Raw genomic sequence first — 25,743 nt, 5'->3', positions numbered from 1 at the left:
CGCGCCCTCTGCGCCGGGGCCCACCGATGGATGCCGCCAAACCCGTGAACATCGCCGAACTGCGTCGCATGCGCGCCGCGGGTGAGAAGATCGCCTGCCTGACCTGCTACGACGCCAGCTTCGCGCTGATCGAGGACCGCGCCGGCGTCGATGTCGTGCTGATCGGTGATTCGCTGGGCATGGTCATCCACGGCGGCAGGACGACGACGCCGGTGACGGTCGATCAGATCGTCTATCACTCGAAATGCGTGGCGCCGCACCTGCAGCGGGCGTTCCTGATCGCCGACCTGCCATTCCTGTCCTATGCGACGCTGGAGCGCGCGCTCGACGCCTCGCAGCGCGTGATGCAGGAAGGCGGGGCGAAGATGGTCAAGCTCGAAGGTGGGCGTGAGCAGGCCAGCATCGTCGAGTACCTGTCGGTGCGCGGCGTGCCGGTGTGCGCGCATCTGGGGCTGCAGCCGCAGTTCATCCACAAGATGGGCGCGTTCAAGGTGCAGGGACGCGACGATGCGGCCGCCGAGGCGATGGTGCACGACGCGCACGTGCTCGCCGAGGCCGGCGCCGACCTGCTGCTGCTCGAATGTATCCCGGCGGGGCTGGGCCGGCGCATCGCGCAGGCTTCGCCGGTGCCGGTGATCGGCATCGGCGCCGGTCACGACGTCGATGGCCAGATCCTGGTGCTGCACGACATCCTGCACATCTCGCCGACGGTCACCCTCGGCCGCACGCCGCGGTTCGTGAAGAACTACATGAACGGTGCGCCGGACATCGAGTCGGCGATCCGTGCCTATGTGCAGGAAGTGAAGTCGGGTGCGTACCCGGCGCCCGAGCACTGCTTTTGAAGAGCATGTCTGTACCTGACAAGCCGCTTCCAAAACAAGATGCTGACCATACATACCGTCGCTGAGTTGCGATTGCAGCTCGGCGCCTGGCGCAGGGCCGGCGAGCGCATCGCCTTCGCGCCGACGATGGGCAATCTGCACCGCGGCCACCTGAGGCTGATGGAACAGGGCCGGCAGCACGCCGAGCGTGTCGTCGCCAGCATCTTCGTCAATCCGCTGCAGTTCGGGCCGAACGAGGACTTCGACCGCTATCCGCGCACGCTCGCCGCCGACCAGGCCGCGCTCGAAGGCGCCGGCGTCGATCTGCTGTTCGCCCCTTCGGTCGCCGAAATGTATCCGCAGGGCCGCGACGGTCTGACCCTGGTCCGCGTGCCGGGCGTGACCGAGATCCTCGAAGGCGCGTTCCGGCCCGGGCATTTCGACGGCGTCGCCACGGTCGTCAACATCCTGTTCAACCTGGTGCAGCCCGATCTCGCGCTGTTCGGCGAGAAGGATTACCAGCAGCTGGCGGTGATCCGGCGCATGGTCGCCGACCTGCGCATGCCGCTGCAGGTCGTCGGCGTGCCGACCGAGCGTGATGCCGACGGCCTCGCGCTGTCCTCGCGCAACCAGTACCTGAGCGCGGCGGAACGGGCACGGGCGGGTGAGATCCACCGCAGCCTGACGACCGTTGCCGATGCGCTGACGGGCGGTCGCCGCGACTTCGAAGCGATGTCGCAAGAGCAGCGCAATCGATTGAATACAATCGGTTTTGATGTGCAGTACCTGGACGTGCGCCGACCCGACCTGGGGGTTCCGCAGGCTTCCGACACGGCTTTTGTCGTCCTCGTTGCCGCCAAGCTGGGGAACACCCGGTTGATCGACAACGTCCAAGTGGCATGTCGGCCAATGTGACAGGAATTTGATGCACTGCGGAATTGCGGCTAGACTGCCGCGCCGCCGTGACGCAAGTCACAGCTCCGGGCGTATGTCTTAGTGGGCCGCCCGCCATATCCAAGACCCATGGATCACCGCGCGCATGTCTTTGTGGGCCGCCGGTGGACCAGATCCTAGAGAGGCATACGCCATGCAATTGCACATGCTCAAATGCAAGCTGCACCGCGCGTGCGTGACGCACGCGGAGCTCGACTACGACGGTTCCTGCGCGATCGATTCCAAGCTGCTCGAACTGGCCGGCATCCTCGAATTCGAGCAGATCGACATCTACAACATCACCAACGGCGAGCGCTTCACGACTTACGCGATCAAGGCCGAACCGGGCTCGGGCATCATCTCGGTCAACGGCGCTGCCGCACACAAGGCCCGTGTCGGCGACCGCGTGATCATCTGCGCCTACGGCGTGGTGGAATCGGCGGCGGCGCGCAACCACAAGCCGCGCCTGGTCTATCTCGACGAACACAACCGCGTCGTGCGCACCGCCAATACGATCCCCGTGCAAGCGGCGTTGGTGTCGTCCTGACAAGATCGCGGCCGTCCATGGTCGCGGGATCCAAGGGGGCAGCCGGGCTGCCCCCTTCGCATTTGAGGTCGGTATGACGACGAGCGTCCGTGCCTGGTTCCCGACGCTGATCTACGCCGAACGCCTGCAGGCGCGCGGCCTGCGGGCGTTCAACCTCGAGCTGCTCGACGAGTGCCGGCGCATCCGCGACTACGATGCCGCCGGGCGGCGCTGGTCGGCGGCCAACTACCCGCTCGGCTACACCAGCTACGGTTCGCTGGACCGCCTGCATCGCTTTTCGTCCACCTTCGATCTGCTGCGGCAACGGATCGACCCGCACGTCGCGGCGTATGCGCGGGCGCTGGACTGGGACCTGCAGGGTGGGCGCCTGGAGATGACCGATTGCTGGATCAACGTGATGCCGCGCGGCTGCGCGCACAGCTTCCACGTGCATCCGCAGGCGGTGGTCAGCGGGACGTACTACGTCGCCACGCCCCAGGGCTGCGCCGGTCTCAAGTTCGAGGACCCGCGCCTGACAAAGATGATGGCGGCACCCGGCAGGCGGGCGCGGGCGCGGCCCGAGCAGCGGCCGCACATCAGTTACCCGGCGCGGGCCGGACAGGTGATCCTGTTCGAGAGCTGGCTGCGCCACGAGGTGCCGGCGAGCCCGGTCGATGCCGAGCGCGTCAGCATCAGCTTCAACTACCACTGGCGCTGATGCAGCCGGGCACCGGACCTGTCAGTCGCGGTCCCGGTACGAGCGCTTGGGACCGAAGCCGTAGGTGACGGTGAAGCCGATCGCATCGACGCCGCTGAGCATGCGCGCATAGACCAGTTCGACGCCGCCCAGGTCCTTGCCATAGCGCCAGCCCAGCCCGCCGGAATACACCGCGCCGCTGCGTTCCTTGTTGGTGATCTCGTCGATCGAGGTCACCTGGTAGCCGTAGCCGGCGCGGCCGGTGGCATAGAAGCGGCCGGGCGACTTCAGCACCAGATAGGCGCCGAGCAGCTGCATCTGGAAGTCGCTGCCGCTGCTGGTGACCTGCTGGCCGCCGCTGGCCGGCGTGCAGCCGGGCGGAAACGGCGGATTGTTGATCTGGCAGTTGCCGTCGCTGCCGCCGATGACCGAACTGCCACCCTTGTTCTCGCCGGGGATGATGGTCACCGAGCCGTTGACCTCGGCCGCGATCCAGTTGAGGTTTGGTACGCGGATGCCGAGCGTGAAGTCGAGATTGACCGCTTCCTTGAGGTTGTCGTAGTGGGTCTTGACGCGCGACAGGCCGATGCCGCTGTAGGTCACCGACTCGTCGTCGCGCGGTTCGTCGTGACGCCGGGGCTCGGCGTCGGTCTTGACCGGGATGGTCTGGGTCGCGGGGGGCTCGGCTTCCGGTTCCTCGGCGCGTGCGGCAGCGCCGATGCCGAGGAACAGGCAGAGGCCGGACAGTGCAAGTCGTCGATACATGGTCTCTCTCGAAAGCAGGGGAACCCGATGCGTTGCCGGGTCCGTGCAGGCTTAGTCGCCGGGAAACGCGATAAGTTCAGCCCGGGGGCCACTTCATCGGCCGCCCGGCCAGGATATGTAAGTGCAGGTGAAAAACGGACTGGCCGGCCGCCGCGCCGTTGTTGACCACCAGGCGGTAGGCCTCGCCGAAGCCTTCCGCCGCCGCGATCTTCGAGGCCACCAGCATCAGGTGTCCGAGCAGGGCCTGGTCCGCGGCGTCGGCGTCGGACAGCTTGACGATCGGCTTGCGCGGCACGAGCAGGATATGCACCGGTGCGGCCGGATTGATGTCGCGGAAGGCGACGCACTGCGTATCCTCGTAGACGATGGTCGCTGGAAGTTCGCGGTCGATGATCTTCTCGAACAGGGTTTTTGCCATGTCGCTCGGGATTCAACGGGGATCGGGGCCGAATTGCTAGCATACGCTCCTTCCCGCGACCTTCCAGCATGAGCGCCACCACCGACGCGATCCGCAAACCCTGGCCGACCTATCGCCGCCTGCTCAGCTATTCGCTGCCGCACTGGCGCGTGATGCTGCTGGCCTCGCTCGCCACTGCCGCGTTCGCCGGAGTCGATGCCAGCTTCGCGGCGCTGGTCAAGCCGCTGCTCGACAAGGCCTTCGTCGAGCAGAACCCGACCCATATCCGCTGGATGCCGCTGATCATCATCGGCCTGTTCCTGGTGCGCGGCATCAGCTGGTTCGCGTCCAGCTACGGCATGGCCTGGGTCGCGCGCCGCGTCGTCAAGGATGTGCGCGGCGAGTTGTTCGACAAGCTGCTGCGCCTGCCGGTGCGCTACTACGACCAGGTCAATTCCAGCCAGCTGATTGCGCGCCTGACCTACCACGTGGAGCAGCTGGCGGACGCGGCGAGCACGGTGCTGACCAACGTCCTCAAGGACAGCCTGTCGATCGCCTTCTACATCGGCCTGATGACCTGGCTGAACTGGAAACTGACGATCTTCGTCTTCGTCGTCGCGCCGTTCATCGCGCTGATCGTGCGCTACGTGAGCCGCCGCTTCCGCATGATCAGCGCGCGCATCCAGCAGAGCGTCGGCGACGTGACCGAGGCGGCCGACGAGGCGATCTCGGGTCAGCGCGTCGTCAAGATCTACAACGGCCAGAACTACGAGTCGCGGCATTTCGCCAGGGTCAACGAGAGCAACCGCTGGCTGTCGATGAAGATCGTCGCGACGCGTTCGGGCAGCGCGGCGGTGATCCAGTTCATCGCGGCGTGGGCGGTGGCGGCCATCGTCTATGTCGCCACACAGCCGAGCATGCTCGCGGAGATGACGGCCGGCACCTTCGCCGCGTTCATGCTGGCGATGCTGTCGCTGATGCAGCCGATGAAGAACATGGGCAGCGTCAACGAGCGCCTGCAACGCGGGGTGTCCGCGGCCGCCGAGATCTTCGCGATGCTCGACGAGACCGTCGAGCCGGAGGAGGGCAGCCGCATCCTCGAGCGGGCGCGTGGCGCCATCGCCTTCGAAGCGGTGCGATTCCGTTACCGCCCGGAATTGCCGGACGCGCTCAAGGGCATCGATCTGCGGATCGAGCCGGGACAGACCGTGGCCTTCGTCGGCAAGTCCGGCAGTGGCAAGTCCACGCTGCTGTCGCTGCTGCCACGCTTCTACGACGTGACCGAGGGCTGCATCCGGCTCGACGGCCATGACCTGCGCGAGTACCGCCTGCGCGACCTGCGTGCGCAGATCGCGCTGGTGGATCAGCAGGTGCGTCTGTTCAGCGCGACGGTCGCCGAGAACATCGCCTACGGCATGGAGCCGATGCCCGACGAGGCGCAGATCATCGATGCTGCCCGGCGCGCCCACGCCTGGGAGTTCATCGAGAAGCTGCCGCGGGGGCTGCAGACGCCGGTCGGCGAGAACGGTGCGACGCTGTCCGGCGGCCAACGCCAGCGCATCGCCATCGCGCGCGCCCTGCTCAAGGATGCGCCGGTGCTGATCCTCGACGAGGCCACCTCGGCGCTGGACACCGAATCGGAGCGGCTGATCCAGGAGGCCCTTGCAACGCTGGTCGAGGGCCGCACCACCCTGATCATTGCGCACCGCCTCTCGACGATCCAGCACGCGGACCTGATCGTCGTCATGCAGGACGGACGTATCGTCGAGACCGGCCGGCACGATGCACTGCTGGCGCGCGACGGACTTTACGCAGCCCTGCACCGCATGCAGTTCGACGAGCAGGGGGGCGAATGATGCAGGCCTGGTTGCAGGCGCGCTGGTATGCATCCGCCGCGCCGCCTGCCGGCTTGCTGCCGTTGTCGTGGCTGTACGGCGTCCTGTCCGCGCGCAGGCGCCAGCGACTGACACGGGACGCGGCGCGTCTGCCGGTGCCGGTGATCGTCGTCGGCAACATCACCGTGGGCGGTACCGGCAAGACACCCTTCGTGATCTGGCTGGTCGAGCGCCTGCGCGAGTGGGGGTTCACCCCCGGCGTCGTCAGCCGCGGTTACGGGGGGCGCGCACCGGGCTATCCGTTCCGGGTCGTCGCCGACGGCGATCCCGCGCACAGCGGCGACGAACCACTGCTGATCGCGCGCCGCTGCGGCTGCCCGGTGATGGTCGATCCGGACCGCCGCGCCGCAGCGGCTGCGCTGGTCGCGGGTGGCGCGGTCGATGTGATCGTCGCCGACGATGGCCTGCAGCACTATCGGCTGGCGCGCGATCTCGAAATCTGCGTGATCGACGGGCCGCGTGGCCTGGGCAACGGTGCGCTGCTGCCGGCCGGGCCGCTGCGCGAGCCGCCGGCACGGCTGCATGAAGTCGATCTGATCGTCGTCAACGGCGAGGGCTGGAACGACGCCGCGCTGCGGCCGCTGCGCATGCGGCTCGGTGGCGACCGCGTCTGGTCGCTGGCCGGCGGCACCGAGCGTACGCTGGGGTCGTTCGCCGGCCAGGCCGTGCACGCGGTCGCCGGCATCGGCCATCCCCCGCGGTTCTTCGCTGCGCTGCGCGCCGCCGGCCTGCTCGTGATCGAGCATGCCTTTGCCGATCATCACCGCTATCGTGCAACGGACCTGGCGTTCGCCGACGAGCTGCCGGTGCTGATGACCGAGAAGGATGCGGTCAAGTGCCTGCGCTTCGCGCGCTCCGGCTGGTGGGCACTGGCGGTGGATGCGCATCTCGCCTCCCTCGACGCCGCGCGTGTGCAAGAATCTGCGGCCCGTCTGAGGACCCACCGATGATCGACAAACGCCTGCTGGACATTCTCGTCTGTCCGGTCACGAAGGCGCCCCTGGAATGGCATCCGGAGCGCAACGAACTGTGGTGCCGCGCTTCGCGGCTGGCCTATCCGGTGCGGGATGGCATTCCGGTGATGCTGGAAGAGGAGGCACGCAGCCTCAGCGACGAGGAGCTGCGCAAGTGAACGGCGCAGCGGCCTTCAAGGTCGTGATCCCGGCGCGGCTGGGTTCGACGCGCTTGCCGCGCAAGGTGCTGCGCGAGATCGCCGGCAAGCCGGTGGTGCGCCACGTCTGGGAGGCGGCACGGCGCACGCAAGCCGACGAAGTGGTGATCGCCACGGACAGCGACGAGGTGTTCGATGCCTGCCGCGGCTTCGGCGCCGACGTCCAGCTGACCTCCGCACAGCACCAGTCCGGGACCGATCGCGCCAACGAGATCGCGCGCAGCCGCGGATGGGATGCGCGGACGATCGTCGTCAACCTGCAGGGCGACGAGCCGCTGATGCCGCCGCAGCTGGTGCGTCAGGCGGCATCGCTGCTCGCGGACGACGCCGAGGCCCATATCGCCTCGCTGTGTCACCCACTGCACAGCGCAGAGGAGTGGCTGAATCCGAACGTCGTCAAGCTGGTGCTCGACCGCCGCGGCTATGCCCTTTACTTCTCGCGCGCGCCGATTCCGTGGCGGCGCGATGGTTCGACCCGTGAAGCGCCGCAGATGCCCGAGGGACTCGCCTACAGGCACATCGGTCTCTACGCGTATCGCGTCGCCGCGCTCGCCGAATTCAGCCAGCTGCCGCCGGCGCCGCTGGAGGCCTGCGAGGCGCTCGAACAGCTGCGCGCCCTGACGCACGGATTTCGTATCCGCATGGGCGTCGTCGATAACCCGCCGCCGCGCGGCATCGACACGGAGGACGATTTCAAGGTCGTCGCGGCCCTGCTGACGCGCTGACCAGTGGATCGGTGAAACGAAAACGGCGCACCTCAGGTGCGCCGTTTTCGTTGCCGCACGCGCGGCGCCTTCAGTTCCTGTCCTTGTCGGTGCCGGACTGGCTCGCTTGCTCGAACAGCCTCATGTAGTCGGAGGCCGGGGCGGTGGCGCGAAACTTCGGCGGCTCGTTGGTGCCGGACGTTGCTTCCGCGGTCGCGCCGGCCGGCTCGGCTGCAGGCGCTGCTGCGGCTTCCTCGGCGACAGGCTCGGTGGTCTCGGCCGCCGGCGCGAGGTCGAGGGTCTGCGCCGGCGCGGGGACCGGCGCCGGGGCGTCGAAAGCCATCGGCTCGGTGGCCACCGGCGGCATCTCCGCCGGCGCGGTCGCCGTGTCCTCGATCGCCGGCAGGCCGGTGCCCGGTGCGGCGTCGGCGGCTGGTTCCAGCGGCAGGTCCGGCTGTTGCTGAAGCTCGACGACATCCGCTGCCGCGTCGGCTGCTTCGTCGATGCTGCTGGCGGCAGCGCCGGCCACGCCGGCCGCTGCAGCCTCGCGCTCGCGCCGCTCGCGGCCGCGGCCGCGGCCACCGCGACGACGGCGCCCGCGTCCTTCGCGGCTCTCGCCGCGCTCGGCGCTGCCGCCGTCTTCCGCACCCGGGACGGCGACCATCGGTTCCTGAGCCGCCTCGGCCCCGGCAGCCGCCGGCGGCGCTGCGGGCGGGGCTTCAGGGCGCGGCGCAGGGGACGGTTGCGACCGCTGCTGGGGCGGCTGGCCGCCGCGTTGCTGCTCGTCGCGTCGTGCCGGATTCTGCTGCTGCTGCGGACGCTGTGACGGGCCGCCGCGGTCGTCGCGTCTGGCGGGCTGCTGCTGCGAACGCTGCTGCGGCTTCTGCTGCTGTTGCGGCGCCTGGCGCTCACCGCGCTTGTCGCCGTCGCGGCGGCGCTCCTGGCCGCGATTCGCGTCGCGGCGCTGGTCGCCGCGGTCGCGGCGGTCGTCGCGGCGCTCCGTGCGGTTTTCGCGGCGCGGCTGCGCCGGGCTGGCCGCCGCCTGGGCCGGCGCGGCAGGCCGGGCGCCGAAACCTAGCCAGCGTGCCAGCTTCGCCCAGAAACTTTCGCCGCCGGCCGCGGCGACCGGCACCATCGCCGGCGCAGCGGATTCGCGGATCACGATCGGTGCCGGCGTGGACGGCAGAATCTGCTTGACCGCCGCCTCGGCCGGTGCCCGCACGATGGCCGGCGGCCGCGCCAGTTCCTCGTGCGCCGCGGCGTCGAAATTCTGGGCCAGCTGGTAGCTGATCGCGCTGTTGTTGTCCTGCTGCAGGTGATCCGCGCGCACGCGCCGGATCTCGTAGTTCGGCGTATGCATCGTCGGGTTCGGCACCAGTGCGATGTGCACGCGGCAGCGCGCCTCGATCTCGCGCACCGCCAGGCGCTTCTCGTTGAGCAGGAAGGTGCCGACGTCCACCGGCACCTGCGCGATGATGCGGCCGGTGCGCTCCTTCATCGCCTCTTCCTCGATCAGGCGCAGGATCGACAGCGACAGGCTCTCCACCGAGCGGATCTGGCCGCGTCCCGAGCAGCGCGGGCAGGGGATCTGGGTGTGCTCGGCCAGCGTCGGACGCAGGCGCTGGCGCGACAGCTCCAGCAGGCCGAAGCGCGAGATGCGGCCGAGCTGGATGCGTGCGCGGTCCATCTCGACCGCCTGCTCCAGACGCTTCTCGACCTCGCGCTGGTTCTTGGTCGAGTTCATGTCGATGAAATCGATCACGATCAGGCCGCCGAGGTCGCGCAGGCGCAGCTGGCGGGCGATTTCGTCGGCCGCTTCGAGGTTGGTGTTGAACGCGGTGTCCTCGATGCTGCCGCCGCCGGTGGCCTTGGCCGAGTTGATGTCGATCGCGGTCAGCGCCTCGGTGTGGTCGATCACGATCGAGCCGCCGGACGGCAGGCGGATGGTGCGCTCGTGTGCCAGCTCGATCTGCGACTCGATCTGGAAGCGCGAGAACAGCGGCATCTCGTCACGGTACAGTTTGAGCCGCGGCAGCTGCTGCGGCATCACGTGGGCGAGGTGCACGCGCGCCTGCTCGTAGATCTCCTCGTTGTCGATCATCACCTCGCCGATGTCCGGGCGCAGGTAGTCGCGCAGCGCACGCAGGATGATGTTGTTTTCCTGGTAGATCAGGAACGGCGCCTTGCGCTCCTCGGCGGCCTTCTCGATCGCGGTCCAGATGTCCTTGAGATAGTCCGCGTCCCACTGCAGCTCCTCGACCAGCCGGCCGACGCCGTTGGAGCGGATGATCACGCCCATGCCGTCCGGGATCTGCAGCTTTTCCAGCGCTTCCTTGGCTTCCTCGCGCTCGTCGCCCTCGGCGCGGCGCGATACCCCGCCGGCCCGCGGGTTGTTGGGCATCAGGACCAGGTAACGGCCGGCCAGCGAGATGAAGGTGGTCAGCGCCGCACCCTTGTTGCCGCGCTCCTCCTTCTCGACCTGGACGATGACTTCCTGACCTTCCTGCAGCTGATCGCGCAGGTTGCCGGACTTGCCGTCCTTGAAGTAGGACCGGGCGATCTCCTTGGCCGGCAGGAAGCCGTGGCGCTCGCCGCCGTAATCGACGAAGCAGGCTTCCAGCGAGGGTTCGACGCGGGTGATGCGGCCTTTGTAAACGTTGCCTTTCTTCTGTTCGCGGGCGGCGGTTTCGATGTCGAGGTCAATCAGCCGCTGGCCATCGACGATGGCCACGCGCAGCTCCTCGCGCTGCGTGGCGTTGATCAGAATGCGTTTCATTGAATGTTTCCTGGTCGGCGCCCAGGCGCGCGGTGGGGCGGATCGGCAGGACGGCCATCATCACGGTGTGGGTCATCTGCGGTGCCCGAGAGGCGCGCGAGCGCGGGTTGTTGTCGAATGTCGGTGCGACGGTCGGCGATCGAGCCGGCCGCCAGAACTCAGTCGGGGGCGGGCTGTCGGCAGCCGAACGGGCTGCTAGAATGCCGGCCGCGCCTTCCCCTCATCTCACTTCCGTATCCGTCGATTCGGGAACGGCCAGATATTTCAATCGATTGGCGCGCCTGAACCCACGGAGTGTCATATTTTGACACAGAAACGCCCTCAAGTCCGCAAAGTCGCGGTGGGCCCCGGCGATGCCGGCCAGCGCATCGACAATTTCCTGCTGAAACAACTCTCTGGCGTGCCCAAGTCGCACGTCTATCGCCTCCTGCGCTCGGGGCAGGTGCGGGTGGACGGCGGCCGGGTCAAGCCGGAACGCAAGCTCGCACAGGGCGAGGAAGTGCGTATCCCGCCAGTGCGCGAAGCCGACAAGGGCGAGGCGGTGCGCCCGCCGGACGCGGTCCTGAACCGGCTGCGCGACGCGATCATCCACGAGGACGAGCATTACCTCGCCATCAGCAAGCCGGCGGGGTTGTCGGCGCATGCCGGCAGCGGCGTGCCCTACGGCGTGATCGAAGCGGCGCGCGCCTGGGGGCGGCACCCATTCCTGGAGCTGTGTCACCGCCTGGACCGCGACACCAGCGGCGTGCTGCTGCTGGCGAAGTCTCGGCCGGCGCTGCTGCGCGCGCAGCGCGCGTTGAAGCACGGCGAAGCCGAGAAGCGCTACTTCGCGCTGCTGGTCGGCCGCTGGCGCGGCGAGGACCGCGACGTCGATGCCGCGCTGGTGCGCAGCGCGATCGCCGGCGGCGAACGGCGCGTGCGCATCGACGAGGAGGACGGCAAGCCGTCGAAGTCGCGCTTCTCGCCTAAGAGCCGCTATGCAGTCGCGACGCTGTGCGAGGTGCAGATCTTCTCCGGCCGCACGCACCAGATTCGTGTGCACGCCGCCGCGCTGGGACATCCGGTGGCCGGCGACGACAAGTACGGCGAGCGCGAGGACAACCGCCGCTTCAGGGAGCTCGGCCTCAAGCGCATGTTCCTGCATTCGCACTTCCTGGCGCTGCCGGCGCAGAACGAGTTCCCGAAGCTGATCCTCAACGCGCCGCTGCCGGACGAGCTGCGCGATCTGCTCGACCGTCTGCCGCGGGGCCGCTAGAAGATGCATCGGGTCAGGCTGCTGATCTTCGACTGGGACGGGACGCTCGCGGATTCCGCCGCGCAGATCGTGTCGGCGATGCAGACGGCGATCCGTGGGCTGAAGCTGCCCGAGCGCAGCGACGAGGCGATCCGCGAGCTGATCGGCCTGGGGCTCAACGAGGGTCTGCAGCGCCTGTACCCGGAACTGCAGCTGCAAGGCTTGCGCGCGCTGCTCGACGGCTACCGCGCGCGCTGGCTGTCGGAAGGCGCCGGCGAGGCGCCGCTGTTCGCGGGGGCGCTCGGTGCGGTGCATGATCTGCACGCCCGGGGATACCGGATCGCGATCGCCACCGGCAAGTCGCGGCGCGGCCTCGACCGTTCGCTGGCGCACCATCACGAGCTGGCGCGCGTCGTCGTCAATTCGCGCTGCGCCGACGAAACCGCGTCGAAGCCCGATCCGCTGATGCTGCGCGAGCTGCTGCTCGAAGAACGTCTGCAGCCCGAGCAGGCGCTGATGATCGGCGACACCGAGTACGACATGGCGATGGCGCAGGCGATCGGCATGCCGGGCCTGGGCGTGGCCTGCGGGGTGCACGAGTCGGGACGGCTGCGACGCGCCGGCGCGGCGGCGGTGCTCGATGCCGTGCGCGCGCTGCCGGGCTATCTCGAAGGCCGGCTTCAGGGCAGCGCGTAACCCGCCTCGCGCAGCAGTCTGCAGACGGCGATCAGTGGCAGGCCGATCAGCCCGGTCGGATCGCTGCTCTCGATCGCCTCGAACAGGCTGATGCCGTACCCCTCGCACTTGAAGCTGCCGGCGCAGTCGAGCGCCGGCTCGGCATCGACGTAGCGCTCGATCTCCGCGTGCTGCAGCGCGCGGAAGCGGACCGTGGTCGTGTCCAGCGCCGCGAAGTGACCGCCCGGCGTCAGCAGGCAGACCGCCGTCAGGAACTGCACGGTCCGGCCGGACGCCGCGTTCAACTGTTCGATCGCCCCTGCGCGACTGCCCGGCTTGCCCTGCAGTCGTCCGTCGAGCACCGCGACCTGGTCGGAGCCGAGAATCCAGGCTTGCGGATGTGCGGTGCGCAGGGCCTGCGCCTTGGCGCGCGCGAGCCTTTGCGCCAGAGACGGCGGTGTTTCCCCCGCGCGCGGTGATTCATCGACCTCAGGGGCGATCGCCGTGAACGGGATCCGCAGGCGCGCCAGCAGCTCGGCGCGGTAGCGCGAGCCCGAGGCCAGCAGCAGGACCGGCGGCGCGCCGGCAGCGGCAAGATTAGGCATTGAATTTCTTTGACATTCGCGAGGCTGCTCACTATGATGCGCGCCCCCTCAGGCCCAAGGGTAGTCCAGGGGCAGGCGATGAGCATTCCGCGCGAAGTGCAGGCCTCGGTCGCGGTCGCCCAGGAGCAGCGTTTCCAGGGCGAGCTGACGATCCGCAGCTGCGAGCGACTGCGCGAGGCGGTGATCGCCGATGCGGCAGCTGCACTGCAGGTGGACATCCGCGCCGATGCGCGCAGCGGCTGGCCGCGCGTGCATGGACGGGTCAGCGGCCGGGTGGACCTGGAGTGCCGGCGCTGCGGACAGCGCTTCGCTCATCCGCTGGACCTGGCGCTGGACCTGCGCCTGGTGCGCGACGAGGCCGAGGAACGCGCGGTGCTGGCGGACGCCGAGCCTTACTGCGCGGTGGACGATCGGCTGCCGGTGCGGGAACTGATCGAAGAGGAAGTGTTGCTGGCGTTGCCGATGCTGCCGCGTTGCGAGTCGTGCGAGAATGACATCGCGAATGCGCCGTCGGCGCCGCAAGAATCATCGGAAGAGAAGCCTGAGAATCCGTTCGCGGTACTCAAGCGGACCTTGAAGACCCATCAGTGAGTAGTGGGGCTTGAGAAGCCCGACGGAGTGGAGCAATGGCAGTTCAGGATTCCAAGAAATCGCGCGCGTACCGCGGTCATCGCCACGCGCACTGGAAGCGCAAGGCCCAGGCCCCGGCGCTGTCCACCGATCCGACCTCGGGCGAGACGCATCGCCGTCACCACGTGACCGCGGACGGCTACTATCGCGGCAAGAAGGTCATCGAGAAGGCCACGGCTGTCGAAGAAGTCGGCGAGTAGGACTCGCGGCCCGCGGGCGCTCACATGGCGGCACCCGCCCGATGACACCGGTCGTTCTGGCCATTGATGCAATGAGCGGCGACCACGGCCTCGCAGCGGCCGTGGACGGCGCTCTTTTGGCGTTGGCGGCGCATCCCGAGCTGCACGTCGTGCTGGTCGGCGACGAGGCGCAGATCACCAGCCGGCTGTCGCAGCGCCACCACAGCGCGGATGCGCGTGTACGCGTGCAGCATGCCTCGGAGATCGTGGCGATGGACGAGTCGCCGTCGAAGGCGCTGCGCAACAAGAAGGATTCGTCCATGCGCGTGGCGATCAACCTGGTCAAGGATGGCCGCGCGCAGGCCGCGGTGTCCGCCGGCAACACCGGCGCACTGATGGCGACGGCCAAGTTCGTGCTCAAGACCCTGCCGGGCATCGACCGGCCGGCGATCATTTCCGCGATCCCCTCGGTCAATGGTCACGTGCACATGCTCGATCTGGGCGCGAACGCGGAATGCTCGGCCGAGCAGCTGCTGCAGTTCGCGGTGATGGGTTCGGCCCTGGTGACGGCGACGCTGGGCATCGAGAAGCCCAGGGTCGCACTGCTCAACATCGGCGAGGAGGAGATCAAGGGCAACGAGGTGATCAAGCGGGCCGCGCAGCTGCTCGCCGCATCACCACTCCACTACGTCGGTTTCGTCGAGGGCGATGGCATCTTCCTCAAGGACGTCGATGTCGTCGTCTGCGACGGTTTCGCCGGCAACATCGCGCTCAAGACCGGCGAGGGTGTGGCCAAGCTGATCTATCACTTCATCAAGGAAGAGTTCACGCGCTCGATCTTCACCAGGTTCGCGGCGCTGATGGCGATGCCCGCGCTCAAGGCGCTCGGTGGGCGCATGGACCCACGCAACTACAACGGTGCGAGTTTCGTCGGCCTCAACGGCATCGTCGTGAAGTCGCACGGCAGCGCCGACGCGCAGGCCTTCGCGGCCGCGATCCGGGTCGGCCTGCGCGAAGTCGAGAATGCGGTGCCGAGCCGCATCGTGCGCCTGCTCGATGCGGCGCGGCCGCCGTCCGGTGCGATGCCTGGCGACCTTGCGTCAGTGACGTCACCCTGACATCAGCGACTGACCGATCAGGCTCGCACCCATCAGCAGCGTCAGCACTTCGTAAGCGCGCTTGATGAAGCGGTTGCCGCGCAGCAGACCCAGGTGGGCGCCGGTGTAGCCACCCGCCAGTCCGCCGACCACCAGCGCCGGGATCCAATGCCAGGCCACGGGCCCGTTCCAGCCGGCGGTGATCGCGCCCGCCCCGTTCCAGAACAGGCCGACCATGAGCATCGTGATCGCGACCGCCTGGCGGTAGTCGCAGCCGAACCAGCTGAGCATCAGCAGTGTCGTGAACACGCCCGGGCCGGATGCGACCAGGCCGGTGAGCCAGCCGACGCCGATGGTCAGCACGCAGCCGATCAGCAGGCCGATGCCTTCACGGTTGCGTGGCGTACGGTCCAGCCCCAACTGCGGCCGGAAGATCGAATACAGCCCCAGTCCGATGTTGACGAAGCCGAACACGAGCTTGCCCGGCCGGTCCGGAATCGACAGCGCGAGCCGTGTGCCGAAGACGACGCCGGGCAGACCCAGTGCCGTCATCAGCATCAGGAAGCGCCAATCGAGGCCGCCTTCGCGCAAGTGCCGCAGCGTCGAGCCCACGCCGAGCGCGACGACCGCGACCTTGTGCGTGGCCACGGCGCCGGCGAACGACAGGCCCAGCAGGATCAGCGCCGGGAACTGCAGCAGGCCGGCGCCGCCACCGGCGAGCGCGGAAAAGAAGCTCGCGGCGAAGCCGAGCAGGGCGAGCGCCAGCTGTTCGATCATCGAACCGACGTCATGCCCGCGCAGGCGGGCATCCAGCAGCCTTGCCGCAGCACTGGATCCCCGTTATCGCGGGGATGACCGCCAACGCGCGGCGCGCCTTGGCGGTCACTTGACGAGCTGGTTCAGGTCGAAGATCGGCAGCAGGATCGCGAGCACGATCAGCAGCACGACGCCGCCCATCACCAGAATCAGCAACGGCTCGAAGACGCCCATCATCGCCGCCACCAGGGTCTCGACCTCGCGTTCCTGATTCTCCGCGGCGCGGTCGAGCATCTCGTCGAGCTTGCCGGACGATTCGCCGCTGGCGATCAGATGCACCGTGATCGGCGGGAACAGCTTGCTCGAGGCCAGCGAGCGCGACAGCGGCGCGCCCTCACGCACGCGCACCGCCGCTGCCTCGATCGCGTCGCGCATCGGCAGGTTGCCGACGACCTGCGTGCCGATGCGCAGCGCCTCGAGGATCGGCACGCCGCTGCCGAACAGGATGCCGAGCGTGCGCGTGAAGCGGCCGGTGTTGGCGCCCCGGACCAGGCGCCCGACGAGCGGCAGACGCAGGAGGTTGCGGTGTACACCGCGGCGGAAGCCGTCCTGACGCATCAGGCGCTCGAAGGCCAGTGCGGCGAGCGCGAGCACGATCAGCAGATACACGCCATAGTTGCGCAGGAAATCGGAGACCGCGATCAGTCCGGTGGTCAGCGCCGGCAGTTTCGCATCGATGCTGGTGAAGACCTCGACGACCTGCGGCACGACATAGGTGAGCAGCAGCACGACGACGGAGATCGCCACGAAGGTCAGAATAGCCGGATAGAAGGCCGCGAGCAGGATCTTCTGCTGCATGACCTGGCGTCGTTCGACGTAGTCGGCGAGCCGTTCGAGGATGTAGTCAAGCTGGCCGGACTGCTCGCCGGCCTCGACCGTCGCACGGAACAGCGTCGGGAACGCGTTCGGGAACTGTTCCAGCGACTGCGCCAGCGAGTTGCCTTCGACGACGCCGGCGCGCACGCCCAGCGCGATGCGCTTGACGCGCTTGCTCTCGCTCTGCTCCGACACGGCGGTGAGCGATTCGTCCAGGGGCAGGCCGGAGCGCACCAGGGTCGCCAGCTGGCGCGTGAACAGCGACAGCTCGGTGCTCGACAGGCTGCCGCCGCGGCGGAACAGCGAAGTCCTGGTGGCCCTCGACTCGGTGACCTCGGTGATTTCGAGCGGCGTCAACCCGCGCTCGCGCAGCATCTGCCGGGCGTGACGCGGCGTGTCGCCCTCGATCAGCCCCTTGGTCTGGCGACCCTTCGCGTCGAGTGCGCTGTATTCGTAGGCGGCCATGTCAGACGTGAGGCGTGAGGTGTGAGACGTGAGACGTCAGGAAAGCAGTGCGGCGACCTTGCGTCTCACGTCTCACTATTCTTCGATCGTCACGCGCAACACTTCGCGCAGCGTCGTCAGGCCGGCCAGCACCTTGTTGCGCCCGGACTGGAGGATGCCCGGTCCGCAGGTGCGCGCGTAAGCTTCGAGGGCCTGTTCGGACGCGTTGTCGTGAATCATCGCTTCGAGCTTGCGGTCGATCTCGATGATCTCGTGGATGCCGGTGCGGCCGATGTAGCCGATGTGACGGCAGTGCGGACAACCGACCGGCCGGTACAGCGTGATCGGGCGCGCCGGGTCCACCCCGAGCTGTTCCTTCTCGACCGTGCTGGCTTCGTAAGCCTGCTTGCACTGGCCGCACAGTTGGCGCACCAGGCGCTGTGCCATCAGTCCGACCAGGGAAGACGACAGCTGGTAGGGTTCCACGCCCATGTCGCGCAGTCGCGTGACGGCGCCGACGGCGGTGTTCGTGTGCAGCGTGGACAGCACCAGATGTCCGGTCTGCGAGGCCTGCACGGCGATCTGCGCGGTTTCGAGATCGCGGATCTCGCCGACCATGACCACGTCCGGATCCTGACGCAGGATCGCGCGCAGGCCGCGAGCGAAGGTCATTTCGACCTTGGTGTTGACCTGCGTCTGGCCGACGCCGTCGATGTAGTACTCGATCGGATCCTCGACCGTCATGATGTTGCGCGAGCGGTCGTTGAGCACCGACAGCGCCGAATACAGCGTCGTCGTCTTGCCCGAGCCGGTGGGGCCGGTGACCAGGAGGATGCCGTAGGGACGGTGGATGATGCGCTTGAGCGCGGCGACCTGCTCCTCGTCGAGTCCGATCTGCTCGAGGTCGAGCTTCTCGGCCTGCTTGTCGAGGATGCGCATCACCACGCGTTCGTTGTTCTGGCCGGTGGGAATCGTCGAGACGCGCACATCGACCTTGCGGCCGCCGAACTGGCGCGAGATGCGCCCGTCCTGCGGCAGGCGCTTCTCGGCGATGTCGAGTTTGGCCATGACCTTGATGCGCGAGACCAGGCGCGGCGCGAGGCTCTTCGGCGGCGACATCACTTCGCGCAGCACGCCATCGACGCGGAAACGTACCTGCAGGCGGGATTCGAAGCTTTCGATGTGGATGTCCGAGGCATTCTCCTTGATCGCCTCGACCAGCAGCCCGTTGATGAACTTGATGACCGGCGCGTCGTCGTCGGACTCCAGCAGATCGACGTTCTCCTGCAGCGCGAGCGCCAGGGCGTCGAGGTCGGCCTCGTCCTCGTTCAGGCCTTCCATCAGGTTCGCGGTGGCGGTGGTCTGCCCTTCGTAGGTGCGCGACAGGAGCGAATCGAACTCCTGCGGCGTCACGTTCTGCAGCCGGATCGGCTTGCCGACGAAGCGGCGCGTCTCCTGCACGCCGTCGATCGCCGCGTCCGGGCGCACGACCGCCAGCGCGTGGTCGCCCCGGTCCTCGGTGACGATCACGCCATTGCGTTTGGCGAAGGTGAACGGCGGGCGCCGTAGCTGTGCTTCCATGACCTCGGACCGCTTCAACCAGGCGACGACGGCGGCGCGTCTTCAGGTTGCGGGGCCGGCGTGGCTTCAGGCAGGAGCTCGGGTGTCGTGCCGGCGTCGGATTCGGGCGCCGCGGGCGCAGGTGTCGGTGGCATCTCGCTCCACTGCTCGATCGGGCGCAGCACCGGACGCTGACTGCCGATCATCGGACCGGCGCCGGTGGCGGCATCGACCTGCGCCTGACGCACCGATTCGTACTTCTTGCGCGTGTAGTAGTCGCCCTCGCTGCGCTTGCGCAGCACCGACGGCCGGATGAACAGCATCAGGTTGCGCTTGACCTTGTCCACCGAGCGGAACTTGAACAGTGCGCCGAGCAGTGGAATGTCGCTGATCAGCGGAATGCCGCGCTGCTGATCGTTGATCTGGTCGTCGATCAGGCCGGCGATGACCAGGATCTGGCCGTTCTCGACGCCGACGACATTGGTCAGGGTGCGCTTGTTGGTGATCTGGTTGAGGGTGCCGGCGCCGGCGGCGCTGAGGCTGGAGACCTCGAGATCGACCTTGAGCTTGATCGAGTCGCTGTCGCCGCTGATCTGCGGCGTCACCGACAGCGTCAGGCCAACATCCTTGCGCTGGATCGTCTGGAACGGATTGATCGAGCTGTTGCTGGTGCCGGTGTTGGTGAACTGGCCGGTCAGGAACGGAACTTCCTGGCCGACCGAGAACTTGGCTTCCTCGTTGTCCAGCGTGACCAGGGTCGGGGTCGACAGCACATTGGAATCGCCGTCGCCCTTGAGCGCCTTGAGCAGCACGCCGAAGCTGGTGCCGTCGCGGCCGCCGTCGAGGCCGCCGCCGATCGTCACACCCTGGCCGATCAGGCTGGCCGCACCGGCCGTGGTCCCGGACGTGGCGGCGGTGGCCAGCGCCGACAGCGTGCTCGGGTCGAGGATGCCGGCCGCGGCGATGCGCTCGTTGTTGAACACCGCCCAGTCCACACCGATCTTGTTCGACTTGTTGGCGCTGACTTCGGCGATGATCGCTTCGACCAGCACCTGCGCGCGCTGGATGTCGAGCTGCGCGATGACGTCGCGGATCTGCCGCATCGCCTTGGGCGGTGCGGTGATGATGATGGCGTTGGTGTCCTTGTCGGCGAGCACGCGGACCTCGCCGCTGCCGCCACCGGCGGCGGCAGCGGTCGCCGGCGTCGAGCCACCCGCCGACTTGGCGTCGGCCTGCTTCACCTGCTGCGCGTAACCCTCGAGGATCGGCGCCAGGTTCTCGGCGCTGGCGTAGCGCAGATAGACCACCTGCGTCGCACCGTCGTCCTTGAGCGGGATGTCCAGCTTCTGGATGATGTCGATGAATTTCTGGCGCTCGGCCTTGTCGCCGCCGATCAGGATGCTGTTGCTGCGCTCGTCGGCGATGATGGTCGCCGGCTTGTTGGTCGGATCGGCCTGCTTGTCCTGCTGCGTCATCGACGACAGGATGCGCACGATCTCGCTGGCGGACGCATGCTGGAGGCGGATGAACTCGATGTCACGGTCGCCGGCCTGGTCCATCTGCGTGATCAGCTTGCCGATGCGTTCGACGTTGGCGGCGCGGTCGGCGATGATCAGCGTGTTGTTCGGCTGGTAGGCGGCAAGGTGGCCCCATTGCGGAACGATCGTGCGCAGGATCGGCACCAGCTGCGAGGCATTGATGTTCTTCAGCTGGAACACGTGCGTGACGATCTCGTCCATCGGCCGGCCGTTGCCGGCGCCGTAACGTGACCCGCCTTCGAAGCGTGCGTTGGCCTCCGGGACGATCTTGATCGTGTCCCCGGCGGGAATCGCCGCGAAGCCGTTGACCGCGAGGACCGCGAGGAAGGTCTCGTAGAGGCCGTCGTTGCTCATCGGCGACGCGCTGATGACGGTCACCTTGCCCTTGACGCGGCCATCGACGATGAAGTTCTTGCCGGTGACCTCGCTGACCGTCGCGATCAGCGTGTTGATGTCGGCGTCCTTGAGGTTGAGCGTGATGTCGGCGCGGGCCGGCGCTGCAAACAGCAGCGACACGGCGACCGCGAGGGCCGCAGCGTGCGGACGGAAGCGTGGATGGCGCAAGATCATGTCAGTTGAGGCTCAGGTTCAGCGTCTGCGACTGCCCGCCGCGCTCGATGGTGAGTGTGACCGCCGTGGCCTGGCTGAGGTCCCCGAGAAGCTGCAGTGCTTTCTGGTTGTCGTCCAATTGTATGCCATTGACGGCCGTGACCAGATCGCCGGGGCGCAGGCCCAGCTGCTGAAACGTCTCGCGTTCGCGGCCGGGATAGATGCGGTAGCCCTTGAGCTGGCCGTTGACGTTGGCCGGCTGCACGCGCAGGTAGTTTGCGGCCTTGGTCGGGTCCGCCAGGATTTCCTCGCGGATCTGCGCCAGCGCCTGTGCGGTTTCGGCGCTGCCGGCCGTGGGCGGCGGCTGATAGGTCAGCGATTCCTTGCTCGGCGCCTCCTTGTTGAGGCGCAGGGTTTCGTACTTGCCACCGCGGTTGAGGATGACGCGGTCCGGCAGGATGTCCTGGAGCCGGGTGCCGGCCGTGATCGGGTCGCCGATCGCGTAAGGCTTTTCCTCGCCGCTGCTGCTGCCGATCAGCGCTCGTGACTTCTTGCGGTTGTCGCCGGCGAGGATGCCGAGCAGGGTCAGGGACAGCCGCGTCTCCGGTGCCTCCTCGACGCGTCCGTCCTGCGCGCCCGCCCGGTACTCCCCGAACAGGCGCGCGGCGATCAGGCCGTCGATGCTGCGCGTCCCGGCCGTGGCTGCGCGCGGTCGGACCGGCTCGACCGGGGGCGCCTGCCAGCGCGCCGCCTCCGGTAGCGGCGCCAGGACCCACGCCAGGCCGGCGAGCTGCCAGGCGACCGCGACCACCAGCAGCAGGCTGGCCGCTGCGGGCAGGCCGCGACCGTGCCGCTCGTAGATCCGGGCGACACGCTGGAGGTTCAGGGCATTGGACATCGATACATCATAACCTGCGGCACGGTGTGGACTGTATGAACGCCTGACGGTGGGCGGGTGGCGCCGCGTACGACACCGGTCGTTGCCGCGGGTTCCGTCATTGAGTAACGTGGCCGCGAGAACTGGGGAAAGCATGACCGCACGCAGCCTGATCCGGCTCGCCATCAGCGCCGCCGTGTTCGCACTGTTCCTCGTGCACAGCGCGCGCTGGCTGCCGTGGCGGCTGCTCGACGTCATCGAGGACTTCACCTACGACGCGCGCGTGCTGCTCACGCTTCCCGGCACCGGCGATCCGCGCGTGGTCATCGTCGATCTCGACGAGCGCAGTCTGGCCGCCGAGGGTTGGCCCTGGCCACGCACCAAGTTCGCCACGCTGGTCGATCAGCTGTTCGACCGCTACCGGATCCGCACGCTCGGCTTCGACATCGTCTTCGCCGAACCCGACGACCAGGCGCTGCGCCTGTGGGCGCGGCTGTCCGGCGAGGAGTTCGCCGCGGTGCCGGAAGTGACGGCCCGCGCCGACGAGATCCGCCGCGAGCTGGACCACGACGCCCGCTTCGCGCAGGCGCTGCAGGGGCGGGCGGTCGTGATGGGCTATTTCTTCCGGCCGACCGTGCCCGCCGACGAGGATCGCGCCAAGGGCGCCATCTGTGCGCCGCTGATCGACGCGCAGGCCGCGCGGCTCTACGACGTCGATTTCGTCGAGGCACAGGGCTACGGCGGCAACGTCGCGCAGCTGCAGCAGGCTGCCGCCGGCTGCGGCTTTTTCGACAATCCGATCGCGGCGCTCGACGATGGCGTGTTCCGGCGCGTGCCCCTGGTGCAGCGCTATGACGGCGCCATCTATCCGTCGCTGGCGCTGGCGATCGTTGCCATGGCGCTGGGCAATCCGCCGATCGAACTGGAGTTCGAGCCGCCGGAGATCCGCACCTCGCTGCACCTGGAACGGGTGCGCATCGGCCCGCTGTCCGCGCCGGTGGACGAATACGTCGCCGCCTACGTGCCCTATCGCGGCGACAACCGCACGTTCACCTACGTTTCCGCGGTCGATGTGCTGCGCGGCGAGGTCGAACGCCCGGAGCGCCTGCGTGATGCGATCGTGTTGATGGGGGCGACCGCGGCCGGCCTGCTCGATCTGCGCAGCACGCCGGTCAACAAGGTGTTCTCCGGCGTCGAGGTTCACGCCAACCTGGTGTCCGGCATGCTCGACGGACGCATCCGCCAGAAGGCGCCGTACTACAGTGGCATCGAGACGGTGATGCACCTGCTGATCGCCATCGCGCTGGCGTGGGCGTTCGCGCGCCTGTCCGCCGCGGCCAGCGCGGCGCTCGGCTTCGGCCTGATCGCCGGCATCGTCGGGCTGGCGTTCGCGCTGTGGAGCGGCGCCGACTTCATCATGCCGCTGGGCGTGCCGGTGACGTTCACGCTGAGCCTGTTCATGGCGCACCTGCTGTACGGCTACTTCGTCGAGTCGCGCGGCAAGCGCGAGATCTCGAAGTTGTTCGGCCAGTACGTGCCGCCGGAGGTCGTCGCCGAGCTGGCCGAGCATCCGGAGGCCGTATCGATGGCCGGCGAGAGCCGCGAGATGACGGTGCTCTTCTCCGACGTGCGCGGTTTCACCAGCATTTCGGAGTCGCTGGATGCGCGCGCGGTCGCGGAGCTGATGAACCGCTTCCTGACCCAGCAGACCGGCGTGATCCAGCGCCATCGCGGCACGATCGACAAGTACATGGGCGACGCGATCATGGCGTTCTGGGGCGCGCCGCTGCCGGACGGCGAGCACGCACTGCATGCGCTGCAGGCGGGGCTCGACATGATCCGCTCGGTGCGCGAACTGGACGCGGAGTTCGACGCGCGTGGCTGGCCCCGGCTGCAGATCGGGGTCGGCATCAACAGCGGACGCATGAGTGTCGGCAACATGGGTTCCGAATTCCGCATGGCCTACACGGTGATGGGCGATGCGGTGAACCTCGGTTCGCGGCTCGAAGGCCTGACCAAGGAATACGGCGCGCCGATCGTCTGCTCGGAGGCGACACGCAGCGCGGCGCCGGCGGATTGGTCGTTCCGCGAGCTCGATCTGGTGCGCGTCAAGGGCAAGCAGGAGCCGGTGGCGATCTACGAGCCGATGGGGCCGAAGGACGGACTCGACCCGGCGCTGCGCCAGGACCTGGCGCGGCATCGCGGAGCACTCAAGCTGTATCGCGCGCAGCGCTGGGACGAGGCGGAGCTCGAGTTCTTCAACCTGTCGCAGTCGGGTCGGCCGCACCGGATCTACGAGCTGTTCATCGAACGCATCATGTACCTGCGTGAGCACCCGCCCGGCGCCGACTGGGACGGCGCCTTCACCTTCACCCACAAGTGACCGCGATGCAGCGCATCGCGGTCATCCCCGCGCAGGCGGGGCTCCAGGAGTCCGTATGACGAATGCCTTCGACTGGCGCGATCCACTGTGTCTCGACGATCAGCTGGCCGCCGACGAGCGCGGCGTGCGTGCCACCGCCGCCGCTTACGCGCGCGACCGACTGCAGCCACGAATCAAGACGGCCTTCCGCGAGGAGCGCTTCGACCGCGAGGTCGTCCACGAAATGGGCGAGCTGGGGTTGCTGGGTATCGGCCTGGAAGGCTACGGTTGTCCCGGGGGCAGCCAGGTCATGTACGGTCTGGTGGCGCGGGAGATCGAGCGCGTCGATTCGGCCTATCGCTCGGCGCTGTCGGTGCAGTCGAGCCTGGTGATGTTCCCGATCCGCAGCTACGCGAGCGAGGCGCTGCGACGGCGCTGGCTGCCCCTGCTCGCCGGCGGCCGCGCGCTGGGCGCCTTCGGCCTGACCGAGCCGGACCACGGCTCCGATCCCGCGGGCATGGCCACGCGCGCGCGCCGCGACGGCGACGGCTGGGTGCTCAACGGCGTCAAGTCGTGGATCAGCCACGCGCCGGTGGCCGACGTCTTCGTCGTCTGGGCACTGGACGCGCAGGACAAGACCGTGCGCGGTTTCGTCATCGAGCGTGGCATGAACGGACTGACGACACCGGCGATCGCCGGCAAGCTGTCGCTGCGCGCCTCGCCGACCGGCCAGATCGTCATGCAGGATCTGCGCGTGCCGGACAGCCATCGGCTCGAGGTTTCCGGGTTCCGTGGGCCGTTCAGCTGCCTGAACAAGGCGCGCCACGGCATCTGCTGGGGCGCGCTGGGTGCGGCCGAGAGCTGCTGGTTCGCGGCCCGCGACTATGTGCTGGAGCGCCGCCAGTTCGGGCGACCCCTGGCGGCCAACCAGCTGATCCAGAAGAAGTTGGCCGACATGCAGACCGACATCGCACTGGGCCTGCAGGGGGCCTTGCGCCTGGGGCGCCTGTTCGATGCCGGTCGCGCGGCGCCGGAAATGGTGTCGCTGCTCAAGCGCCACAACTGCCGGCAGGCGCTGGCGATCGCCCGCAGTGCCCGCGACATGCTCGGCGCCAATGGCATCAGCGAGGATTACCCGGTCATGCGGCACCTGCTGAATCTGGAAACCGTCAACACCTACGAGGGGACCGAGGACATCCACGCGCTGATCCTCGGTCGCGCACAGACCGGCTTGTCGGCGTTTTAGGTCCGCTGGACGCGCCGGACTTGCTTTCGGCACCGGTGCCGCCACTATGGAGCAAGCGGCGTAAAATTCGGTCCATGAGCAACGAGGTCAAACGATCGGGTGGTGATGCGGGCCAGGGCGTCGCGCTGGAGGAGGCAAAGCCCAGGCTCAAGCAGCCGCCGCTGTACAAGGTGGTGATGATCAACGACGACTACACGCCGATGGACTTCGTGGTCCAGGTTTTGCAACAGTTCTTCCACCATTCGCGGGAGAAGGCGGTGCAGATCATGCTGCAGGTGCATACCCAGGGTCGCGGTGTCGCCGGTGTGTTCCCGGCGGAGATCGCCGAGACCAAGACCGCGCAGGTCAATGCCTATGCGCGTCAGCACCAGCATCCGCTGTTGACCGTGATGGAGAAGGCCTGAGGGATGCCCCCGGGCAGACGGAGTAG

At 68.1% G+C, this 25,743-nt stretch carries 25 protein-coding genes; 16 read left to right on the top strand and 9 right to left on the bottom strand.

All coding sequences use genetic code 11. The features are described from left to right. The first annotated feature begins 26 nt into the window (after positions 1 to 26). The 4 genes from panB (at position 27) to AAG565_RS04645 (ending at position 2,998) form a co-directional block, all read left to right on the top strand. The gene (panB, locus tag AAG565_RS04660; protein WP_348818389.1) at positions 27 to 842 is read left to right on the top strand and encodes a 3-methyl-2-oxobutanoate hydroxymethyltransferase; all 816 of its coding nucleotides are present in this window, start codon (positions 27 to 29) and stop codon (positions 840 to 842) included. 39 nt (positions 843 to 881) lie between these two features. Continuing rightward, a complete protein-coding gene (gene panC, locus AAG565_RS04655; protein ID WP_348818388.1) occupies positions 882 to 1,736 on the top strand; it encodes a pantoate--beta-alanine ligase in 855 nt (284 codons plus the stop codon). A 172-nt stretch (positions 1,737 to 1,908) separates the two neighbouring features. Further along, positions 1,909 to 2,301, top strand: coding sequence for an aspartate 1-decarboxylase (gene panD, locus AAG565_RS04650; protein ID WP_348818387.1), 393 nt, complete (start codon positions 1,909 to 1,911; stop codon positions 2,299 to 2,301). Positions 2,302 to 2,374: 73 nt separating this feature from the next. After that, entirely contained in the window at positions 2,375 to 2,998 is a 624-nt protein-coding gene (locus tag AAG565_RS04645) for a TIGR02466 family protein (RefSeq protein WP_348818386.1), read from the top strand. 21 nt (positions 2,999 to 3,019) lie between these two features. On the opposite strand, the gene AAG565_RS04640 is transcribed toward AAG565_RS04645, so the two are convergent. Both AAG565_RS04640 and AAG565_RS04635 read right to left on the bottom strand, forming a co-directional pair. After that, complete coding sequence (locus tag AAG565_RS04640) at positions 3,020 to 3,742, bottom strand: hypothetical protein (RefSeq protein ID WP_348818385.1); 723 nt, start codon at positions 3,740 to 3,742, stop codon at positions 3,020 to 3,022. Between the two features lie 76 nt (positions 3,743 to 3,818). Then, entirely contained in the window at positions 3,819 to 4,160 is a 342-nt protein-coding gene (locus AAG565_RS04635; RefSeq protein WP_348818384.1) for a histidine triad nucleotide-binding protein, read from the bottom strand. A gap of 68 nt (positions 4,161 to 4,228) precedes the next feature. On the opposite strand from AAG565_RS04635, the gene msbA reads away from it, so the two are divergent. Genes msbA through kdsB form a run of 4 tightly spaced genes read left to right on the top strand, consistent with a single transcriptional unit; the run spans position 4,229 to position 7,930 of the window. Continuing rightward, a complete protein-coding gene (gene msbA, locus AAG565_RS04630; protein WP_348818383.1) occupies positions 4,229 to 5,995 on the top strand; it encodes a lipid A export permease/ATP-binding protein MsbA in 1,767 nt (588 codons plus the stop codon). Continuing rightward, on the top strand, positions 5,995 to 6,984 hold the full coding sequence (gene lpxK / locus AAG565_RS04625; RefSeq protein WP_348818382.1) for a tetraacyldisaccharide 4'-kinase: 990 nt from the start codon (positions 5,995 to 5,997) through the stop codon (positions 6,982 to 6,984). Before msbA ends, lpxK begins: the two co-directional genes overlap by 1 nt. Next, positions 6,981 to 7,166, top strand: a complete 186-nt coding sequence (locus AAG565_RS04620) for a Trm112 family protein (protein ID WP_348818381.1) — start codon at positions 6,981 to 6,983, stop codon at positions 7,164 to 7,166. Before lpxK ends, AAG565_RS04620 begins: the two co-directional genes overlap by 4 nt. Then, entirely contained in the window at positions 7,163 to 7,930 is a 768-nt protein-coding gene (gene kdsB / locus AAG565_RS04615) for a 3-deoxy-manno-octulosonate cytidylyltransferase (RefSeq protein WP_348818380.1), read from the top strand. The genes AAG565_RS04620 and kdsB overlap by 4 nt, the downstream gene beginning before the upstream one ends. A 70-nt stretch (positions 7,931 to 8,000) precedes the next feature. Here kdsB and AAG565_RS04610 read toward each other — a convergent pair whose 3' ends face one another. After that, the gene (locus AAG565_RS04610; RefSeq protein ID WP_348818379.1) at positions 8,001 to 10,685 is read right to left on the bottom strand and encodes an Rne/Rng family ribonuclease; all 2,685 of its coding nucleotides are present in this window, start codon (positions 10,683 to 10,685) and stop codon (positions 8,001 to 8,003) included. 340 nt (positions 10,686 to 11,025) lie between these two features. On the opposite strand from AAG565_RS04610, the gene AAG565_RS04605 reads away from it, so the two are divergent. Next, positions 11,026 to 11,940 carry an RluA family pseudouridine synthase gene (locus AAG565_RS04605; protein WP_348818378.1) on the top strand — a complete coding sequence of 305 codons (915 nt, stop codon included), beginning with the start codon at positions 11,026 to 11,028 and terminating at the stop codon, positions 11,938 to 11,940. Positions 11,941 to 11,943: 3 nt separating this feature from the next. Further along, the gene (locus tag AAG565_RS04600; protein WP_348818377.1) at positions 11,944 to 12,615 is read left to right on the top strand and encodes an HAD-IA family hydrolase; all 672 of its coding nucleotides are present in this window, start codon (positions 11,944 to 11,946) and stop codon (positions 12,613 to 12,615) included. Here the strand turns inward: AAG565_RS04600 and AAG565_RS04595 are convergent. Next, positions 12,600 to 13,199, bottom strand: coding sequence for a nucleoside triphosphate pyrophosphatase (locus AAG565_RS04595; RefSeq protein ID WP_348818376.1), 600 nt, complete (start codon positions 13,197 to 13,199; stop codon positions 12,600 to 12,602). The two genes, AAG565_RS04600 and AAG565_RS04595, sit on opposite strands and share 16 nt — an antisense overlap. 78 nt (positions 13,200 to 13,277) lie before the next feature. Here AAG565_RS04595 and AAG565_RS04590 point away from each other — a divergent pair, with 78 nt between their 5' ends. Genes AAG565_RS04590 through plsX form a run of 3 tightly spaced genes read left to right on the top strand, consistent with a single transcriptional unit; the run spans position 13,278 to position 15,126 of the window. After that, a complete protein-coding gene (locus AAG565_RS04590; RefSeq protein WP_348818375.1) occupies positions 13,278 to 13,790 on the top strand; it encodes a YceD family protein in 513 nt (170 codons plus the stop codon). 35 nt (positions 13,791 to 13,825) lie between these two features. After that, positions 13,826 to 14,029 (top strand): 50S ribosomal protein L32, encoded by a 204-nt coding sequence (gene rpmF, locus AAG565_RS04585; RefSeq protein WP_348818374.1) that lies wholly within the window; start codon positions 13,826 to 13,828, stop codon positions 14,027 to 14,029. A 41-nt stretch (positions 14,030 to 14,070) separates the two neighbouring features. Beyond that, positions 14,071 to 15,126: a phosphate acyltransferase PlsX gene (gene plsX / locus AAG565_RS04580; RefSeq protein WP_348818373.1), complete on the top strand. Its 1,056-nt coding sequence runs from the start codon at positions 14,071 to 14,073 to the stop codon at positions 15,124 to 15,126. Here plsX and AAG565_RS04575 read toward each other — a convergent pair. The 5 genes from AAG565_RS04575 to gspC form a co-directional block, all read right to left on the bottom strand. Further along, positions 15,118 to 15,882, bottom strand: coding sequence for a sulfite exporter TauE/SafE family protein (locus tag AAG565_RS04575; RefSeq protein WP_348818372.1), 765 nt, complete (start codon positions 15,880 to 15,882; stop codon positions 15,118 to 15,120). The two genes, plsX and AAG565_RS04575, sit on opposite strands and share 9 nt — an antisense overlap. A gap of 105 nt (positions 15,883 to 15,987) precedes the next feature. Further along, positions 15,988 to 17,202 (bottom strand): type II secretion system inner membrane protein GspF, encoded by a 1,215-nt coding sequence (gspF, locus tag AAG565_RS04570; RefSeq protein WP_348818371.1) that lies wholly within the window; start codon positions 17,200 to 17,202, stop codon positions 15,988 to 15,990. A 75-nt stretch (positions 17,203 to 17,277) separates the two neighbouring features. Continuing rightward, positions 17,278 to 18,762 (bottom strand): type II secretion system ATPase GspE, encoded by a 1,485-nt coding sequence (gene gspE, locus AAG565_RS04565; protein ID WP_348818370.1) that lies wholly within the window; start codon positions 18,760 to 18,762, stop codon positions 17,278 to 17,280. Between the two features lie 14 nt (positions 18,763 to 18,776). Further along, complete coding sequence (gspD, locus tag AAG565_RS04560; protein WP_348818369.1) at positions 18,777 to 20,849, bottom strand: type II secretion system secretin GspD; 2,073 nt, start codon at positions 20,847 to 20,849, stop codon at positions 18,777 to 18,779. Position 20,850: 1 nt separating this feature from the next. Then, positions 20,851 to 21,726: a type II secretion system protein GspC gene (gene gspC, locus AAG565_RS04555; protein ID WP_348818368.1), complete on the bottom strand. Its 876-nt coding sequence runs from the start codon at positions 21,724 to 21,726 to the stop codon at positions 20,851 to 20,853. Between the two features lie 133 nt (positions 21,727 to 21,859). Here gspC and AAG565_RS04550 point away from each other — a divergent pair, with 133 nt between their 5' ends. The 3 genes from AAG565_RS04550 to clpS all read left to right on the top strand — a co-directional run bounded on the left by AAG565_RS04550 (position 21,860) and on the right by clpS (position 25,717). After that, positions 21,860 to 24,088 (top strand): adenylate/guanylate cyclase domain-containing protein, encoded by a 2,229-nt coding sequence (locus AAG565_RS04550; RefSeq protein WP_348818367.1) that lies wholly within the window; start codon positions 21,860 to 21,862, stop codon positions 24,086 to 24,088. A 55-nt stretch (positions 24,089 to 24,143) separates the two neighbouring features. Continuing rightward, positions 24,144 to 25,313, top strand: coding sequence for an acyl-CoA dehydrogenase family protein (locus AAG565_RS04545; RefSeq protein WP_348818366.1), 1,170 nt, complete (start codon positions 24,144 to 24,146; stop codon positions 25,311 to 25,313). A 74-nt stretch (positions 25,314 to 25,387) separates the two neighbouring features. Next, positions 25,388 to 25,717: an ATP-dependent Clp protease adapter ClpS gene (clpS, locus tag AAG565_RS04540; RefSeq protein WP_348818365.1), complete on the top strand. Its 330-nt coding sequence runs from the start codon at positions 25,388 to 25,390 to the stop codon at positions 25,715 to 25,717. Positions 25,718 to 25,743 lie beyond the last annotated feature (26 nt).

The organism is Fontimonas sp. SYSU GA230001 (assembly GCF_040066175.1).
Taxonomy (GTDB): domain Bacteria; phylum Pseudomonadota; class Gammaproteobacteria; order Nevskiales; family Nevskiaceae; genus Solimonas.
Note: the sequence above shows the minus strand (reverse complement) of the source record. Positions and strands in the feature narration are given on the sequence as shown.